Source organism: Bacillus yunxiaonensis (assembly GCF_037104695.1).
Taxonomy (GTDB): Bacteria; Bacillota; Bacilli; order Bacillales; family Bacillaceae_G; genus Bacillus_A; species Bacillus_A yunxiaonensis.
This window is the reverse complement of sequence record NZ_JBAWSV010000001.1, coordinates 692,316-710,271: the sequence shown is the minus strand read 5'-3', so window position 1 is coordinate 710,271 and position 17,956 is coordinate 692,316. Positions and strand designations below refer to the sequence as shown.

The 17,956-nt window shown below is 36.3% G+C and carries 16 protein-coding genes, 2 pseudogenes and 1 riboswitch; of the genes and pseudogenes, 12 read left to right on the top strand and 6 right to left on the bottom strand.

Annotated elements, in window-relative coordinates:
• From WAX78_RS03530 to WAX78_RS03520, 3 genes are all read left to right on the top strand, one after another.
• Positions 1-963, top strand: coding sequence for a DUF979 domain-containing protein (locus tag WAX78_RS03530; protein ID WP_336480896.1), 963 nt, complete (start codon positions 1-3; stop codon positions 961-963).
• 14 nt (positions 964-977) lie between these two features.
• Entirely contained in the window at positions 978-1,625 is a 648-nt protein-coding gene (pcp, locus tag WAX78_RS03525) for a pyroglutamyl-peptidase I (RefSeq protein ID WP_336480895.1), read from the top strand.
• A 68-nt stretch (positions 1,626-1,693) separates the two neighbouring features.
• The gene (locus WAX78_RS03520) at positions 1,694-2,425 is read left to right on the top strand and encodes an NAD-dependent protein deacylase (protein WP_336480894.1); all 732 of its coding nucleotides are present in this window, start codon (positions 1,694-1,696) and stop codon (positions 2,423-2,425) included.
• Positions 2,426-2,502: 77 nt separating this feature from the next.
• Here WAX78_RS03520 and WAX78_RS03515 read toward each other — a convergent pair whose 3' ends face one another.
• Positions 2,503-2,805, bottom strand: coding sequence for an iron-sulfur cluster biosynthesis family protein (locus tag WAX78_RS03515; protein WP_336480893.1), 303 nt, complete (start codon positions 2,803-2,805; stop codon positions 2,503-2,505).
• 409 nt (positions 2,806-3,214) lie between these two features.
• Here WAX78_RS03515 and WAX78_RS03510 point away from each other — a divergent pair, with 409 nt between their 5' ends.
• The 4 genes and pseudogenes from WAX78_RS03510 (at position 3,215) to WAX78_RS03495 (ending at position 6,672) form a co-directional block, all read left to right on the top strand.
• The gene (locus WAX78_RS03510; RefSeq protein WP_336480892.1) at positions 3,215-4,276 is read left to right on the top strand and encodes a M4 family metallopeptidase; all 1,062 of its coding nucleotides are present in this window, start codon (positions 3,215-3,217) and stop codon (positions 4,274-4,276) included.
• Between the two features lie 38 nt (positions 4,277-4,314).
• Positions 4,315-4,632, top strand: a complete 318-nt coding sequence (locus WAX78_RS03505; protein WP_336480891.1) for a protealysin inhibitor emfourin — start codon at positions 4,315-4,317, stop codon at positions 4,630-4,632.
• A gap of 612 nt (positions 4,633-5,244) precedes the next feature.
• Positions 5,245-5,406: pseudogene (locus WAX78_RS03500) on the top strand (ATP-binding cassette domain-containing protein); the annotation flags it as partial.
• A gap of 96 nt (positions 5,407-5,502) precedes the next feature.
• Complete coding sequence (locus tag WAX78_RS03495; protein ID WP_336480890.1) at positions 5,503-6,672, top strand: serine hydrolase domain-containing protein; 1,170 nt, start codon at positions 5,503-5,505, stop codon at positions 6,670-6,672.
• A gap of 233 nt (positions 6,673-6,905) precedes the next feature.
• On the opposite strand, the gene WAX78_RS03490 is transcribed toward WAX78_RS03495, so the two are convergent.
• The gene (locus tag WAX78_RS03490; protein ID WP_336480889.1) at positions 6,906-8,375 is read right to left on the bottom strand and encodes an amino acid permease; all 1,470 of its coding nucleotides are present in this window, start codon (positions 8,373-8,375) and stop codon (positions 6,906-6,908) included.
• A 109-nt stretch (positions 8,376-8,484) separates the two neighbouring features.
• Positions 8,485-8,678, bottom strand: a riboswitch (Lysine riboswitch).
• Positions 8,679-8,985: 307 nt separating this feature from the next.
• Positions 8,986-9,885: a sulfite exporter TauE/SafE family protein gene (locus WAX78_RS03485; protein ID WP_336480888.1), complete on the bottom strand. Its 900-nt coding sequence runs from the start codon at positions 9,883-9,885 to the stop codon at positions 8,986-8,988.
• Between the two features lie 367 nt (positions 9,886-10,252).
• Between WAX78_RS03485 and WAX78_RS03480 the strand changes: the two genes are divergently transcribed.
• Together WAX78_RS03480 and WAX78_RS03475 are read left to right on the top strand one after the other, a co-directional pair.
• Positions 10,253-11,056 carry a VOC family protein gene (locus tag WAX78_RS03480; RefSeq protein ID WP_336480887.1) on the top strand — a complete coding sequence of 268 codons (804 nt, stop codon included), beginning with the start codon at positions 10,253-10,255 and terminating at the stop codon, positions 11,054-11,056.
• Between the two features lie 24 nt (positions 11,057-11,080).
• Positions 11,081-11,256 (top strand): annotated as a pseudogene (locus WAX78_RS03475) (aminoglycoside phosphotransferase family protein); the annotation flags it as partial.
• Positions 11,257-11,268: 12 nt separating this feature from the next.
• Here WAX78_RS03475 and pdxR read toward each other — a convergent pair.
• On the bottom strand, positions 11,269-12,714 hold the full coding sequence (gene pdxR, locus WAX78_RS03470) for a MocR-like pyridoxine biosynthesis transcription factor PdxR (RefSeq protein WP_336480886.1): 1,446 nt from the start codon (positions 12,712-12,714) through the stop codon (positions 11,269-11,271).
• 125 nt (positions 12,715-12,839) lie between these two features.
• On the opposite strand from pdxR, the gene WAX78_RS03465 reads away from it, so the two are divergent.
• Entirely contained in the window at positions 12,840-13,751 is a 912-nt protein-coding gene (locus WAX78_RS03465) for a DMT family transporter (RefSeq protein WP_336480885.1), read from the top strand.
• Between the two features lie 32 nt (positions 13,752-13,783).
• On the opposite strand, the gene WAX78_RS03460 is transcribed toward WAX78_RS03465, so the two are convergent.
• Positions 13,784-14,236 carry an NUDIX hydrolase gene (locus tag WAX78_RS03460; protein ID WP_336480884.1) on the bottom strand — a complete coding sequence of 151 codons (453 nt, stop codon included), beginning with the start codon at positions 14,234-14,236 and terminating at the stop codon, positions 13,784-13,786.
• A gap of 146 nt (positions 14,237-14,382) precedes the next feature.
• On the opposite strand from WAX78_RS03460, the gene WAX78_RS03455 reads away from it, so the two are divergent.
• The gene (locus WAX78_RS03455) at positions 14,383-14,853 is read left to right on the top strand and encodes a GNAT family N-acetyltransferase (protein WP_336480883.1); all 471 of its coding nucleotides are present in this window, start codon (positions 14,383-14,385) and stop codon (positions 14,851-14,853) included.
• Positions 14,854-15,046: 193 nt separating this feature from the next.
• On the opposite strand, the gene WAX78_RS03450 is transcribed toward WAX78_RS03455, so the two are convergent.
• Positions 15,047-16,753 (bottom strand): IS200/IS605 family accessory protein TnpB-related protein, encoded by a 1,707-nt coding sequence (locus WAX78_RS03450; protein WP_336480882.1) that lies wholly within the window; start codon positions 16,751-16,753, stop codon positions 15,047-15,049.
• Between the two features lie 322 nt (positions 16,754-17,075).
• Here WAX78_RS03450 and WAX78_RS03445 point away from each other — a divergent pair, with 322 nt between their 5' ends.
• On the top strand, positions 17,076-17,954 hold the full coding sequence (locus WAX78_RS03445) for an AraC family transcriptional regulator (RefSeq protein WP_336480881.1): 879 nt from the start codon (positions 17,076-17,078) through the stop codon (positions 17,952-17,954).
• Positions 17,955-17,956: the final 2 nt, after the last annotated feature.

The window sequence follows — 17,956 nt, the reverse complement described above, 5'->3', positions numbered from 1 at the left end:
ATGAAATTAATTACACTGGATACAATTTATTATCTGCTTGGTATTATTGTTGCATTTATTGCAATTCGTGTTGCTTTTGATCGTCAACATCCGAATCGTTTTGGTTCTAGTTTGTTTTGGGCGTTGTTTGCCATTACATTTTTATTTGGAAATATCATACCTTCGTTTTATGTCGGTTGTATCGTTTTAGTTATGGTTATTTTAGCATCATTAAACAAAGTAACAAAATCAAATGAACAAGAAGCACCAGTAGAAGAGCGTGTAAAACATGCAGCAAAATTAGGAAATAAAATTTTCATGCCAGCTATATTAATCCCTTTGTTTACTATTATCGGAACGCTCACTCTTGGAAAACTGAAGTTTGGAAATATATTTGTTGTTGATCCTGAAAAAGTAACGCTAATTGCACTCGCATTAGGTGCATTAGTTGCCTTTGCATTTGCGATGGCCATTACAAAAGCAAAAGTGACAGAACCAGTTCAAGAAGGAAGCCGTTTACTGCAAGCAGTCGGATGGGCTGTTATTTTACCACAAATGCTTGCTGCTCTTGGCGGTATATTTGCTAAGTCTGGAGTTGGACAAGTGGTAGCGGATTTAGTTGGACAAGTATTGCCGACTGAATATCCATTCGTGGCTGTCATGGCATATTGCTTAGGAATGATGTTATTTACAATGGTAATGGGAAATGCGTTCGCTGCTTTTGCTGTTATTACAGGTGGAATTGGATTGCCGCTTATTGTTCAAATGCACGGAGGAAACCCAGCGATTATGGCAGCGCTTGGTATGTTTGCTGGGTATTGCGGTACATTGCTAACGCCGATGGCTGCTAACTTTAACATTGTTCCAGCAATGTTATTAGAGCTTAAAGATAAAAATGCTGTTATTAAAGCGCAAGCGCCAGTTGCCGTTGCTATTTTCATCATTAATATGCTTGTTATGTACGCACTTGTATATCGATTTTAAAGGAGGGGAGATTGATGAAAAAAATTTTATTAACAGGATTTGAACCATTTGGAGGGGAAAAAATCAATCCTGCTTGGGAAGTTGCTAAACAACATGATCAAAAAAGAATAGGAGAATATACAATCGTTAGTAAAGAAATTCCTACGGTTTTTCATGCATCCTTACAAATGCTAGAATCTTATATTGATGAAGTAGATCCAGCTCTTGTCGTGTGTATTGGACAAGCAGGAGGGCGTTCCGACATTACAGTTGAGCGCATTGCAATTAACGTAGATGATGCAAGAATTCCTGATAATAAAGGAAATCAGCCGATTGATATACCAGTGATCGAGGATGGTCCAGTGGCGTATTGGTCAACACTTCCCATAAAAGCGATTGTGAAGCAACTTCGTGAAGGGGGGATTCCAGCATCTGTTTCCCAAACAGCAGGGACGTTTGTCTGCAACCATCTTTTTTACGGACTTATGCACATATTAGCAAAGCAGAAGGATCGTATTTCTGGTGGTTTTGTACATATTCCGTTTTTACCAGAACAGGCGAGTGCATATCCTGGGCAACCGAGCATGTCGCTTTCTAACATTACAAAAGGAATAGAGCTTTTAATACAAACAGCTTTGGAAGTAGAAATAGATATAGTAGTAGCAGAAGGTACAACACACTAAGGAGAATTTTCCAAATTGCTGCATATGCCTGTTATAATGAAAGAAGAAATATACAAGAGGTGAATGTTGTGCAGCATTATGAAGAAGTGCGTTCTGTTATTGACAATGCTAAGAAAATTACAGTGTTAACTGGAGCAGGTGCAAGTACAGAGAGTGGGATTCCAGACTTTCGATCAGCAAACGGTTTGTATGCAGATGCAAATGTAGAAATGTATTTATCAAGAGGATATTATAATCGAAACCCGAAAGATTTTTGGAAACATTATAAGGCAATCTTTCAAATTGAAACATTTCATCAATATAAGCCGAATAGAGGACATGTATTTATTGCGCAGTTAGAAGAGAGCGGAAAAGATCTTGTTGTTTTAACACAAAATATTGATGGACTTCATCAATTGGGCGGAAGTAAACGTGTCATTGATTTACATGGTACATTACAATCTGCTCATTGTCCAAAGTGTCGTACGAAATATAACTTACAATATATGATTGCACATGAAGTGCCGCGCTGTGAGAAGTGTAATTTCATTTTAAATCCTGACGTTGTGTTATATGGAGACACATTGCCTCAATTTCAAACAGCTATTGAACGCTTGTATGAAACAGATGTATTGCTTGTAATGGGAACGTCGTTAAAAGTACAGCCTGTAGCGTCATTCCCGCAAATAGCAAAACGAGAGATAGGGGCAACGACAATCCTTATTAATGACGAGCGAACGGGGCAAGAACCGTATTTTGATTATGCGTTTCATGAAACAATAGGGGAATTTGTGGATGGATTTTTAGAACAGAAGAAGTAAACTGAAAAATTTAAAAAGAAGGGCACGTATGAAACGATCATATGTGCCTTCTCTTTTTTGAACATTACATTTTTATATTATTTTTTCAGCGATAAACCATAAACAATCGTTTCACTTGGTGTTGTGATTTTAAAACCTGTATTGTAGTCTAGTGTCATTGTGTTTCCAATATAATCTTTTGTAAATTCATCGATTTGAATAACAAGCTGTTCGTCTTCAAATACGACATCATTGGCATGATATTCATCGACAATTAAATCGATATTTACATAGACAGTGCATGTATTGCCTATAGTTCCTTTTACTCTAATAATTGTTTTACCTTCGTTTTGTAACTGTTGCAGTTTCTCTTTTGCTGTATTTGTAACACGAATATTCATGTAATCCCTTCCTTTTCTTAAACTCTCATTCTATTATGGCAAAAATATAATAAACCGGCTACTCGTGCACATAAGAAAACTTATTAGCTTTTGTTAAACATACTATAATAATTAGGGGTACCAATCTATCGCTATCAAGTTAAGAAATTTATTGTTCCCAAAAATGAAAATTTCATTTCTCCACAGTTGTTCGTGGGAATACAGATTTCGATTTTCTGGGTTTGAAATAAAGCCACGATGTTTATATAAAATAGGAAAGAAACAAGGAATTACTATATAAATAGTAGAAGAATTATATACAAGCAAGATTAGGATTTTAGAAAAGCGCTACTAAAAAGTGTTTCAACCTAATGTAATAAGAGAAAGCTAATCGAGTTGTTTTTACTACTATTAGGAAGGGGTGTAAAACTTGCATACAAAACGGTGTACGCATAATAATTGCAAATGTTTTATTGTACCTAACTATATTTTGGAGAATTTAGCACAAAATGAAGTAGAAGCAGCACGAATTACTTTGGAGAAAAGTCTAAAAATTCGAAAGCGTAGAATTTTGAAAGAATATAATATTGATGGTGTTGTCTCCTTAACTGATGCTGGAACAGGAACGCGAGGTGAGTCTGCTCGCCATGTATACGATTGCAAAGGGGGAACAAATCTTAGAGTGAATGAGGTGAGAAAAGAAGGAGACAGATCAAGTGGGGATACTGTGGTTAACCATGCGTACGACTATGCTGGAATTGTGCGTGACTATTTTAAGAATGTGTTCCACCGTAATTCTATTGATGACAATGGGCTAGATCTCATTCTGAATGTTCACTATGGGCATAACTTTCAAAATGCCTATTGGGACGGTGATGAAATGGTGTTTGGTGATGGAGATGGAATTATTTTTACAAGTTTTTCAAATTCACTCGATGTTATTGGGCACGAACTTACACATGGTATTACTCAATTCACTAACGGATTAGAGTATGAAGGACAACCTGGAGCTTTGAATGAACATATTTCGGACGTGTTCGGAATAGCAATTAAGCAATCTTATTTAAAGGAAACAGCACGAGATGCGGATTGGCTAATTGGTGCTGATATAATGGGACCAACACTAAAAGGACAAGCCCTTCGTTCAATGAAAGCACCTGGTACTGCATTTGATAACCGACTAATGGGTAAGGATATGCAACCTGATCATATGAAAAATTATTATCAAGGAGATCTTGATCACCATGGTGTCCATATCAATAGTGGCATACCAAACAAGGTGTTTTATCTTGTATCTATGGAGATTGGAACAGATAAGGCAGCTTTGATATGGTATAATGCAATACAAAATTTATTTACAACTACAAACTTCAATCAATTTGCACAAATCGTAATTAAATCAGCGCAAAAACTTGTTGATAGTGGAGAAGTTCCTAAAACGGCTGCAAAAACAGTAGAATCTGCTTTTAAAACGGTGGGACTACCTTCTTAGACATATTCTTTATCATGAAGTGGAGGCTTAATATTAATATGCATATCCAATTTAGCTGTATTGGGGGAATCGCTAATCTCCACTTAACCTTTCAGACAAATACGGTTGAGTTACCAAAGGAAATAGCTATGGAATTACTTGATTTAATCAAGCAAGCTAATATTTTTAATCTTAAACCAAGTGAATTAGGGGTTGTTACAACCAAAGGAGCCGATGCTTTTTCTTATCAGCTAAGGATAGAAAATGGAAAAGAGTCAAAATCCTTTACATTTACCGATGTAACAGCTCCGCAGGAAGTGCAACCTTTATTGGATTATTTACGTAACTTGGCGATTGCAGAAAAAGTGGAAGAATAATCAAAAAGAACTCACTATGTATATATTTACATAGTGAGTTCTTTTAGTCTTGGGGTATTTTTATTTGCTAGCTTGATGGGGATAGGGTAGCACCACATTGCTATCAAGCTAAGGTTTTAATATACCCCCTAAATGAAAATTTTCTCTTTCTACAGGTAGTTACTTTGAGAAGTCAGCTTACTTTTTCGTTTTGAGGGCGTTTATTTTTCTTAAGCTGATGGATATGGAGTACACCACCTAGAGTTAAATAAATTTCCACTTAGAAACAAGTGATTTTAACAACGTTAGGAGTGTTTAATACAGCACAATGTCATTTGTGTTGTATTGCAAGAAGAAAAATCACATTAGAATAGAACCGAATTCACCCTGTTAAGAGTAAACCGACTCTTTAATATTTAAAGGACGAAAAAAGAAACATAGAGGCCAAAAACCTCTGCGTTTCTTTTTGGTCAATGCGTTTATTGGGAAATATTACTTTTTGGCGCAGATCCTCCTTATACCCTATTATAGAAGCTATTTTGAACGTAAGTAATTTGTAAGGAATGGGTAAGAAAAAAGAAAGTTTCATTGTGTATGATAAAAATATAACGAGGCGTGAAAGGCGTAACAGATATGACGTATATATGAAAAACAAATCAGTTAACAAGAGTATTTCAAGGAAAAGAAGTAATTTCTGGGGTTAACATAAATGTGGAAAAAAGAGGGATTTACCGCTTGTTAGGACAGAATGGCGTTGGTAAAACAACAATTATGAAGATGATTACAAACTTAATGATGACATTTTGTCATTGGTGGAGATGATAGCTGTGTGATTAATATGGAACAGTAAGCAACCACCTATACAATATGAATAGAGGAGAGGAATGCCTTATGAAAATGCGTAGTCAAATTACATTTGCAAGCCTGGCCCTTTTAATAACTGGAAGTTCCCTTCTATACACGCCGCCAACCTCAATTGTAAAAGCAGAGCCCACTCAAAATGTATCTAGTTCGTTACACACAAGCACTCAACGAGATCGGAATTCCGTCAAGCGAGCAATGCGGGATACATTGCAATTTGGATTCCCGGGGATACTTGCTAAAACTTCTGAGGGTGGAAAAACGTGGGGTTATGCCGCTGGGGTAGCGAATATGAGCACCAAGAAACCAATGAAAACAGATTTTCGCTTTCGTATTGGCAGCGTGACGAAGACATTCACTGCAACGGTTGTACTTCAATTAGCTGGAGAGAACCGCCTGAATCTAGACGACTCCATCGAAAAATGGTTGCCTGGTGTCATTCAAGGAAACGGATATGATGGTAAACAAATTACTATCCGGCAGATATTGAACCATACAAGTGGTATCGCTGACTACTTAAAGTCAAAAGACGTTGATATGATGAATACAAAAAAAACATATACCGCTGAAGAAATAGTGAAGGTTGGGCTTTCTCTGCCTCCAGACTTCGCTCCTGGAAAGGGGTGGTCTTATTCAAACACAGGATACGTATTACTGGGTATCCTTATTGAAAAAGTAACCGGAAACAGCTATGGGGAAGAGATTGAAAATCGGATTATTGAACCGCTTGAATTGTCGAATACATTCCTACCTGGCAATTCAAGCGTTATTCCAGGCACTAAGCATGCCCGTGGATATTTCCAACCAGACAGAGCAAGTGAGCTAAAAGACGTTACTTATTATAACCCAAGTATAGCTAGCTCGGCTGGAGATATGATTTCTACTGCCGACGACTTAAACAAATTCTTTTCTTCCTTGCTCGGTGGCAAATTACTGAAGGAACAGCAACTAAAACAAATGCTTACTACAGTTCCTACAGGAAGAGCAGAAATCGATGGATATGGTCTTGGAATCTATGAAACTAAGCTTCCAAACGGTGTCTCGATATGGGGACACACAGGTGGTATTCCAGGGTTTATTACTCTTGCTGGAGGTACACTTGGAGGCAAGCATACGTTGGCCGTCAATTTGAACAGTACGGGTAGAGCTAACAGTCCTGATCCTTTTAAAAATATTTTACTTGCTGAATTTAGCAAGTAGGCAAAAAGGAAACCCGGATAAATTTTGTCATAGTTTTATAGTTAAAAATATATCTTTCTGGTTCAAAAACTCCCAACTTACTAGAGAAAAATACTATTCGAATTCAGTTTCAAAAATCATTACTAAAAATAAAAGGCCCTAACATATTAGTCATATATAATATGTTAGGGCCTTTATATTTTAAGTTTTTTTGAATTTAGGTCTTGATAAAACGGTTTGATAGGTTGTTATTTTTAAAGCTCACATTTATCTAATGGAATGACTTTTGTTTTCTTTGTAAATTTATAACCTAACCAAAGTATTAAGAAAAGAGGTAGGCCAATATATGAAACGAGTATACCGTTCCAGTCAATAGATTTTCCCATAAATGCACCGTAGTTTTGACCAAGAATAACGATTAAACATAGTGCAAATGCAAAGATAGGACCGAATGGGAACCATTTTGCTTTATATGGTAAGTCATTTAAATCTTTTCCTTGTGCGATGTATGCCTTACGGAAACGGTAGTGACTAATTGCAATTCCGATCCAAGCGATGAAGCCTGACATACCAGAAGCATTTAAGAGCCATACATAGACCACGCCATCACCGAATAAAGAAGCTAAGAAAGCAGCACATCCAACTAATGATGTTGCAATCAATGCATTTACAGGTATACCACGACTATTTAGTTTTCCTAAAAATTTAGGTGCTTTACCTTGGTTTGCTAAATCCCAAAGCATACGTGATGCTGCATACATACCAGAGTTACCAGCAGACAGAACAGCTGTTAAAATAACGGCGTTCATTACAGATGCCGCAAAAGCAACACCTGCTTTTGCGAATACAAGTGTAAATGGACTTACTGTTACATCACTTGCTGCAAGGTTTTTGTCTGTATATGGAATGAGTAAACCAATTACAAGAATTGCTAAAATATAGAACAGTAGAATTCGCCAAAAGATGCTGCGAATTGCTTTTGGAATACTGCGTTGTGGATCTTTAGTTTCACCAGCCGCAACTCCTAATAATTCTGTTCCTTGGAATGAGAATCCAGCTGCCATAAATACACCAATGATTGCCATGAAGCCGCCGCTAAACGGTGCATCTGCAACTGTGAAGTTTTTAAAACCAACAGGCTCTCCACCCATAATACCGAAAATCATAAGAAAACCGACAATTAAAAAGGCGATAACAGTTACAACTTTAATAAGTGCAAACCAATATTCAGCTTCCCCAAATCCTTTGACAGATAAATAATTTAAAAGGAACATAATAGCTAAACAAATTCCACTCCAAAGCAGGGAAGAGGTATTTGGGAACCAAAATTTCATAATTAATGTAACTGCAGAGAGTTCAGCAGCAATCGTGATAGCCCAGTTATACCAGTAGTTCCAACCTAATGCAAACCCAAGAGATGGATCAACAAATCTTGTTGCGTAGGTGCTAAATGATCCTGCTACAGGAATGTACGATGCTAATTCTGCTAAACTTGTCATTAAAAAATATACCATAATACCAATTGCAGCATAGGCGACGAGAGCACCGCCAGGACCAGCCGTGTGGACAACACCACCGCTTGCTAGGAATAAACCTGTTCCGATTGTACCACCAAGTGAAATCATTGTAAGATGGCGAGATTTCAATCCGCGTTTTAGCTCGCCATGTGTTTGAGCAGATTGATTTGTAGATGTAGAGGTAACTTTTGTAGTTGCGCCGTTCATTTTCAACACTCCTTTTCTTGTAAGATAGGAAGGAGCGGGGGGGGAATAAAAAAAACCGCTAAAGGACTTTAGCGGAGCATTTCAAAAATAACCACCCCATCATACCTTCCGTTAAGATAGCGCCCCACGCTTACACGGTAATTTTGTAAACGTGACAGTTCTGTTCCTATTCGAAAACAGCCCCAGCATATACTTCCAGAGAAGAAGTATAAACTTCGGCAGCTTTTCCTTTCATTCGGAGTTATTGACGTTCTCTGCGTCTCGTCCGGACTACTAATAAAAGCCGCAACCTCTACCTCATCGGATTGATGAGGATTTCTCTATTGCTATGATTTTTAATATATCGCAATTGTAATGATTTTCTGAGAATATTGCAAGGATTTTTTTGTAGAAAAAAAGAGAAATAGAATGGTTATTTTAGAAAAGCGCTTTCAAAATTCGTCCCGATCCTAAAAAATATGTAATTAAGTAACCTCCTGATGAAAAAGGTTATACAATAGTTTCGCATTATGTTTCAAAAAATCCTTTAAAATTAACAGAAAATTGAGACAAATAAATTTCGACAAAATATATTGTAGAAGAGGAGACTAAAACAAAAACAAGCTTCCCTTTATGGGGAAACTTGTTTTTGTTTGTTATATACAATTTTTTTGTTTGTATGTTGTGAGTGATTACGAGTCGTAATAATAAGTGCGATTGTAACGACAAGACCTATGGCAATGTAAGAAAGAAATATTATATCTTGATTTACTTTAAAAGTTGTTAATAGCGTACGGATATTGGTGAAAATAATGAGTCCTCCGACAAGTACTCCAAGTAAATAAGAAGGAACAATTCGTACTAGCCACGCAGCAATTGGTGCTGCAATGATACCGCCAAGCATAAGAGCAAACACCCAAAACCAACTGATCTGTGCCCAGCCTAGAGAAATGAAAAATCCCAATGTGGCAGCTAATGAGACAGGAAATTCACTCGTATCTACAGAACCTACAACTTTTCTTGCTTCATTACCGCGTGCAAGTAAAACAGGAGTAGTAATAGGTCCCCAGCCGCCACCGCCTGTTGAATCTACAAAACCTGCAAAAAGGCCAAGTGGAATTAATTGCTTACCAGACAGACGTTTGTTATTTGTTTGAACAACTTGTTTTTGTAAAATAAATCTTAATAAGATATATACACCTAATGCGAATAAAAATATTGAAATGTACGGTTTAATTAAATTTCCTGGTAAGTTACTTAAAAAGCAAGCACCTACAAAAGCGCCAATTGCACCCGGTAATGTCAGTCTTGAAACGGTATATTTATCGACATTTCCAAATCGGATATGTGAGATGCCGGATGCGGCAGTTGTAACAACTTCGGCTAAATGAACAGATGCTGAAGCAACAGCGGGTGCAATTCCAAACATGAGTAATAATGAGGAAGACGTTACTCCATATGCCATTCCTAAAGCTCCATCAATGAGTTGAGCAAAAAAACCAATGATGGCAAAGACAATTAATTTTTGCATGTTTAAAACCTCCGTTTATAATAAAGCGAAATTTCCATCAGTGGAGATTCTTTATCCTCTACTAATGGTTAGCTGAATCAATCAAGTTTTTACGGACAGTTATCTCCCATCTATCTCTTTTGACTTCTCAAAATCTTAAGGAGGGAGTGTTACTGCCCCAAAGATAGCAAGATAAAATAAAAAAGGCTCCTTTCTCTAGTGAGAAAAGAGCCTTTGGTTTTCCAATCAGCTTTATCATATTCTAATTTTTTTTATTATAATACACATTAATCATATAAATCAACTGGGTTTTTATTAAAATTTTGAATTGCAAGAAATAAATGAAAAGTAATACACTAAAAATAATAAAAGTAAGGATGGTGAGAAGATGTTACAGTTTGATCATCTTGTTCACGTAGTTCAATGCTCTCCAGTTGATGTAATAAATCAAATGAAGGTACTCGGATTTCATACAGTTCCAGGGGGAGAGCATACGAATTGGGGGACATATAATAGCTTATGTTATTTTGATTTAGCGTATATTGAGTTTTTAGCTGTTCAGAACAATGAAGTCGCAAACAGAGCAGAGAATCCTCTCATTCAGCAAACTGTTCATAAGTTGCAAAAAGGGGAAGGGATGATCCAAATTGCACTGCGTACAGAACATATGGAAGAGCTTGCTAACAAGTTGTTGGAAACGGGGTTTCATATAAATGGTCCGTTTGAGGGAAAACGTTTAAGGGAAGATGGTACTCTATTAAGCTGGAAAATGCTATTCATTGAACAGGAAGATAGTGGTCCTAGATTCCCGTTTTTTATTGAGTGGGGTGAATCCGATCAAAATAGAAGAACAGATTTACAGAAAAAAGGAGCGATTTCACTTCATGACAATAATGTAATTGGAATGAAAACAGTGTTTTATGCTGTTAATAATGTAAATGAAACAAGCAAACTATGGGAAGAGTTATTGCAAATAGAAATGAGTACACCAAAAATAGATAAAGAGTGGAATGCGGTATTTGGAAGTTTTTCTCTTGGGGAAATAACAATTCAATTTTGTGAACCGATAGGGAATGGAGTAGTTCAGAACCAATTACAGAACTGCGGGGAGGTACCATTTGCTGTAGAGTTTCAAGGAGGCAAGGAAAATACGAGTGTATATCAGATATCGAATGGTATGTACATATTTTAGGGGGAATCAAGGTGAACGAAGTAATATTTTTGGAAGCTATACACACTATATGCTGCAATGATTTTTCCATCGTATATTGTATGGTCTTATAAAGTGACCCCAGATCGTGTTGATATAATGAAAAAACGTTTGAATATGATCATAACAGATTTACATCTTATATCCCAAATTGGTATAAATCGAAAGGCTTCCAATTGTAATGTTGGAAGCCTTTACGAATAACAAAAGTTGATTGCTTTTTGAAGTCGAGAGACTCCTTCAGTAATATAGTTTATATCTACTTTTCCATAGGATAGACGAATATAACCATCTTCTGCACCGAAAATACTGCCAGGCATAAAGGCAACTTGTTGTTTTAAACTTTGCATAATAAGTTGTTTCTCTTGAATAGGTTGTGTTAATTTTCCCCATATGTAAATTCCGCCTGTTGGCATGGGAAATGAGAGTTCTTTCTGTAATGAGCATTGCAATGCGTCTGCTAATACATTTCTTTTTTGTAATAATTCATAGCGTAGCTTTTGTAAGTGTGTTTCAAACGGAACTGTTTCAAAAAATTGTTGCATAAGCCATTGCGGAAAGATACTTAATCCTAATTCCATTTGATGCCTCGCATCTGATAATCGTTCAACAACGGACTGCGGAGCAACGAGCCAGCCGATTCGTAATCCTGGTGCTATCATTTTAGATAGAGAATGAACATAAATGACTGTTCCGTTTGTATCAATTGATTTTAAAGTTGAACATGCTTGTTCTTTATTTTCTAATGTTAATAAACTAGAAGGATCATCTTCAACAATTGGAATTCGTAAATCGGCACATAAAGATAAAAGTGTTTCCCTTCTTTTTGGATGAAGGAGTGTCCCTGTTGGATTTTGATAATTTGGATTTAGGAAAATCATTTTTATCCGGTGCTTTCGATAAAGTTCATATACATCATCTGGATGAATGCCATGTTCATCAACAGGTAATGGGAAAATACGAATGCCTGCCGATTGGAAAAGAGGTAAGGAATAACAATGAGACGGGCTTTCAAATGCTACTGCATCGCCTGGATTTAATAAACATTGCACAATAAGGTGTAGTGCTTGCTGCGCGCCGGAAGTAATCATAATCGATTGTTCAGTTGCATCAATTTGTAAATGTTCCTTCATATATTTAGCTACAACTTTTCGTAAAGGGAGGTAGCCTTGTGGATGATCATAGCTCAATGATTGTGTTAACGGTTGTTCGCGTAAAATTGCTTGTAATTGCTGATGCGGAAACAAATCACATCCAAGTTCACCGTTTGCAAAGTCAATGATATTTTCATTTTGCTGTACTTGCTCCCGAATGTAGCGAAGAAGTGGTAAGTTAGGTAAAAATGTCCCGCCTTTCACAAACCCTCTCCAATTTGGTGTGAATTTCGGAGATACACCCCACATCTGTGTACTGACCCTTGTTCCTTTTCCTGTTGTGCTTTCAACAATTCCCATAGCACGTAGTTCGTTATAGGCTGTTGTAATTGTACTTCGATTCACTTGAAGTTGCTCTGCTAGCTTACGTTCTGATGGAAGGAAACTTCCAGGCGGAAGCTCTCCGTACAAAATACGTCTTTCAATATAATCGACAACTTGTTGATAGATTGGAATTTTACTATCTGAATCTAACTTCCATTTCATTTGTAATGTCTCCTTATTCCTTCATTATCACCATTATAGCAAATTGGCTGGGTGAAAAAACAGCCAATTGGACGGTGTGACAACGGTCCAATTTTACTATGCTAAATAAGGAAGGGGAGATTTGGATGAAACAAAGACAAATGGAATGGCTCCTAATGTCAGTTGCTTTAGTATGGGGAGCAAATTATACGATAGGAAAATACGGAGTGACATATATGTCATCCATTCAATTTAATAGTATGCGATTTTTAGTTGCATCACCTGTTCTGTTACTTATTACCTTTATTATGGAACGTTCATTACGTATAGAGAGAAAAGACTGGATGAGACTTCTGGTGGTTGGTATTGTTGGGACAACTTTATATCAAACGCTGTTTATGCTTTCAGTAAAATATACATCTGCGACGAACGCGTCATTATTAATTGCAATGTCACCAATATTTACGGGAATTTTAGCTGTATTGCATAAACAAGAACGTTTTTCTCTGAAAATACAAATCGGATCTATGCTTTCTTTTGGAGGAGCAGCGATTGTACTATTAACTGGGCATACGAATCAATCTACATATGAATATGCATGGCTTGGAAATATAATTGGATTGGTTGCGTCGATCGCATGGGGCTGGTATCCGATTCTTGCTCAGCCGCTAATTACGAAATATTCTGCTATGCGAGTAACCGCTTGGTCAACGTTATTAGGAATTGTCCCGCTTGTTTTATACTGCTTTATGAATGTAGACTCCTTAACATGGCCGACTGATATGTTGAGTTGGGGATCTTTAGGATATTCTATTGTATTTGCAACGATTTTTGGACTAGCAATGTGGTACGTTGGAATTAGTAAAATTGGTTCAACAAAAGTAATGGTTTATATGTATCTTGTTCCATTATTCGCCGTTATATTTGCAGCTGTAACGATAGGCGAACAGGTGAATATCATGCAATTGTTTGGCGGACTTGTTATTTTCGCTGGGTTATATGTTGTGAAAAAAGGAGCAATGAAAAAACCAGCAATGAATTTAAAAAAGGTAAGTTAGTATGAAAAGTGACCACGCCCTAGGAGGGGTGGTCATTTTTGTTTGCAAAATAAGATTGCTTGCTTCACGGCCCATTGTTGATGATCGTGAACAAGCAACTTCTGTGCTTCAGAAGAAGACACCCAATGTAAGATGTGATCATCTTCAATAGGAACATGATGTTCTCGTACTTTACTACATATGTAAAAATGGCCATCATTTAGATAGTATACATTTTCTTTTTCTGCATAAAAGTAGCGCTCAGCATTTCCAATATATTGGTGTATCTCAATTTCCCAGCCTAATTCCTCTAATAATTCACGGTGTAAGCACGCCTCTTTTGTTTCATTATTTTCCATTCCACCGCCAGGTAAAAAATATCTTACTCCTTTTTGGATAATAGCTATTTTACTCGTATCTTCTTTAAAAATAATAGCATAAGAGCTCGGGCGTGGGGTGTATTCTATATGCTGTTTTTTATCGCCAAAAGAAGGTTTCATTTGCATACTTTTCACCTAATTCCATTTGTTTTAATTGTATTATCGCATATGGTGATATGAACATCCAAAAATGAATTTCTAAGTTATAAAGGAAAGCACACCTCCATGTCGAATAACGTAAATATTAAGTGAGAAATGAGAGGACATGACATATGCACATTAGAAAAATTACGCCAGAGGATTATACTATAATTAAGTCTGTTATAAATGATTGGTGGGGCGGGAGACAGATGGCAGACATGCTGCCGAAGCTCTTTTTTGTTCATTTTCAAGAAACAAGTTTTATTATTGAAAAGGATAATGAAATTGCAGGATTTTTATGTGGTTTTTTCTCGCAAACTTTTGAGGACGAGGCATACGTTCATTTTATTGGTGTGAATCCGAAATTTAGAAGGCAAGGGATTGCGTCAGTACTGTATGCCTCCTTTTTTGATGCCGTTCGGTCTAATGGGCGTTATGTTGTAAAAGCAGTAACATCTCCTGTAAATCAAAAATCCATTCAATTTCATCGTGATTTAGGATTTGATATTGAAAAAGGTGATAGTGAAATAGAGGGTGTATCTGTACATACAAATTATGATGGACAAGGTGGAAGTCGAGTGTTATTTATAAAACATTTATAAATGATGTAAGCGGCAAAACGATATAAAATTGTTATGCTGCTTTTTTATTATAAAATATATACTTTTGTTTTTTAATAAGAGGTTATTTGTAACTTTGAATTGAACTACCCCACCTAAAATCCTAACAGATTTTTGAGGAAGGGGATTCCCAAAAGGGACAACTAAGACAAAATGCTTAGTAGACCATACCCATTCAACAAGGTATGGTTTTTCTGCTTTCAAACGTAGACAAACCTTTTACTTCCAAGTCTGTAAGAGCCCCTGGAGGAAAAAGTTCATTCACAGAACGAATCTTGTTATGGTTCGAAAGCTCCATCTGATAGAATGTGTGAACACGCAAATCAGACAGGATGCCAGACAGCCACTTCCATTGCGCCCAATGATGCAGACCTACCATCTTCTCTGGTAATAGTGAATACAAAATTGGTGGAAGTTTTTCTTGAAATCTCATTGCTCTTCTAGCAATGACATAAGAAGCTGCTTGGTGAATGCTGATACCAAAACGTTTCATATATTTGATTTTACCGATTTGAGAAGTGTACGTTGGATTTACCTCAAATACTGCTACACCCATCTTCTCAGCACGGCTTTGAATAGCTGAAATTATCTTTTTGTAAGCAAACATGCTCATCACCATGTTTGCTTTTTTGTTGCCATAAGGGTTCTTAACCTTTGCTTTTGTTGTGTTTAATTTTTCTACAACAATCGGTTTGTTTGCTTTTACAGCAATATCAACTAATGCAATGGCTTCCGCTTCCATAATTTTAGTAATTTGTTCTGACGTTTTACCTAAAATATCAAAGGATAATACCCCTGTTTTGATTAGTTGCCCTTGTTTATTGATGTTCGACCAAGCAAAGTGGTCAAAATTACAGTCTATTCCAATGACGCCATCGGATTTGCTGAAGTTTTTATGTTGGTTCTCTTCAATATTTATTAAACATTTAAAAATGTAGTAATCTCCATGATCTTCAATTGCCCAACTGATTGGTTTTCCTGCATTCTTTTTATCTTTGCAATTCCATTGGTTTTGAACAGCTGCATTCACTTGTTCTTGTCCATATGGAAATGTAAGGTTCGGAATTTCAACTGCAACACTGTTTGGTGTTGTAAAGTGTAAAGATTGTGATTCTGTATTGTATGTAAATACAAAGTTTCCTGATTTCGCGTCTTTTCGACCTGAAATCAACATTTGATTGTAACGAGTCTGTTCAAAATCCTGAACCCAAAGTGTATGATTTTGAACATAAGTATCTACAGTATGTTGTGCTTTGAATAATTTTTTACTCCCAAATACAACAGAAGAAACTTTGTTTTTTAAACTATGAAGTAGTTTTTGTAGTCTATCCAACCGAAATTCAAGGCTACCTAAACGAGAACGAAGTATTTGAATACGCACATTTAAATATTCATGCTCAAATTGATAGGCATGATAGTAAATATCCGTTCTCTTTTTAAATTGCACAACAAAGTATCGTCCCATTTGTTGTTCTTTGGACGTTTTATTGAACTTTGGCTTCCCTTTGATAAAAGATGTTTTTATTTTATTCAGCACTGTCAAATCTGACTTGGTTTTCTTAATCTTCTTTTTTACAGCTTTAATCTGTTCATCTTTATTTTCAATATACAATTTCTTCAATTCTGTCTGAGAAGAAAATAGTGCATTGGCTTCCTGTACAGCACTATTTGCATAATAGTCATTCAGACTAAATCGTGATTTTACAGTCATTTGCATACTCTCAGAACGCCTTGAGGTGTTAGAACGTTTTTCTAACACTTGCGTTTGAAAAGCGAAATGCTTCGCACGATTAAATACGAAAAGAGCATGTCCAATCGCTTCAACATACTTCGGATTCAGTGCATTCTTATAGATACGAATTGAAAAATATGCTTTTTTCATTGGACACGCTCCTATCTTGTTTTGTATACACAAAGTATACCAAAAAAGGAACGCACGTTTCTATTTGTATACTTAAGAAAAACAAAAAAAGCGATTCATCCCCCACCTACCGCTTCACTTCATTCGCGCTTGAGGTGGGGGGGCTTCTCGCCATATATGATAAAGTTTGATCATTTTGAAATCCTTTTTACACTAAAGTATCGGTTACTTTAAGCGTATGTAATACTTTAATTCATTTTATAACCCGTCTAAAATGAACATAAAATATCGGGTTCCTCTTTTGTTTGAATGATAATCTATAAATGAAAGGAAGGTCATGCAAATGGATTTACTAAAAAATATGAATAAAGCGTTAGCTTATATTGAAGAAAATCTTGAACATGAAATGGATTATACAAAAATTGCAAGCATTGCCCATTGTTCAGAGTACCATTTTAGAAGAATGTTTTCTTTTCTAGCTGGAATAACTTTAGCAGAATACATTCGGCGTAGACGTTTAACTAATGCAGGTTTTGAGTTAAGTTCTCAGAACGTCAAAGTTATAGATATAGCTCTAAAATATGGCTATCAATCTCCAGATTCGTTTACGAAGGCATTTTATAAATTGCATGGTTTAACTCCTTCAGAAGTAAGACAGCGTGGGCATTCGTTAAAAGCATTTCCGCGTATGACTTTCCAATTAACGATTCAAGGAGGAGTAGAAATGAATTATCGTATAGAGAATAAAGAAGCTTTTACACTTGTAGGAATCAAAAAAAGAGTACCTATTGTGTTTAAGGGTGAGAATACTGCTATTACAGCAATGTGGGCAGAATTAGATTCTGAAAAGATTAAACAATTAAACCAACTTTCAAACACAGAACCGAAAGGACTCATTAGTGCATCGTTTAATTTTTCTGAAGAACGTATGGAAGAAAAGGGAGAGCTCGATCACTTAATAGGTGTCGCTACAACCTCTAAAGAAATGCATCATTTTGAGACACAAGAAGTTAAAGCGGCAACTTGGGCTATTTTTAAAATTGAAGGAAAGTTTCCAGAAGACACTCAAAATGTATGGGGACGAATTTATTCTGAATGGTTTCCTTCTTCTAGTTATGAAGCAGTAGATGGTCCAGAATTGTTATGGACTGAAGGTAAAGCGACTTCTGCACCTAATTTCAAAAGTGAAATATGGATTCCTGTGAAAAAAAGAAAAGCATAAAG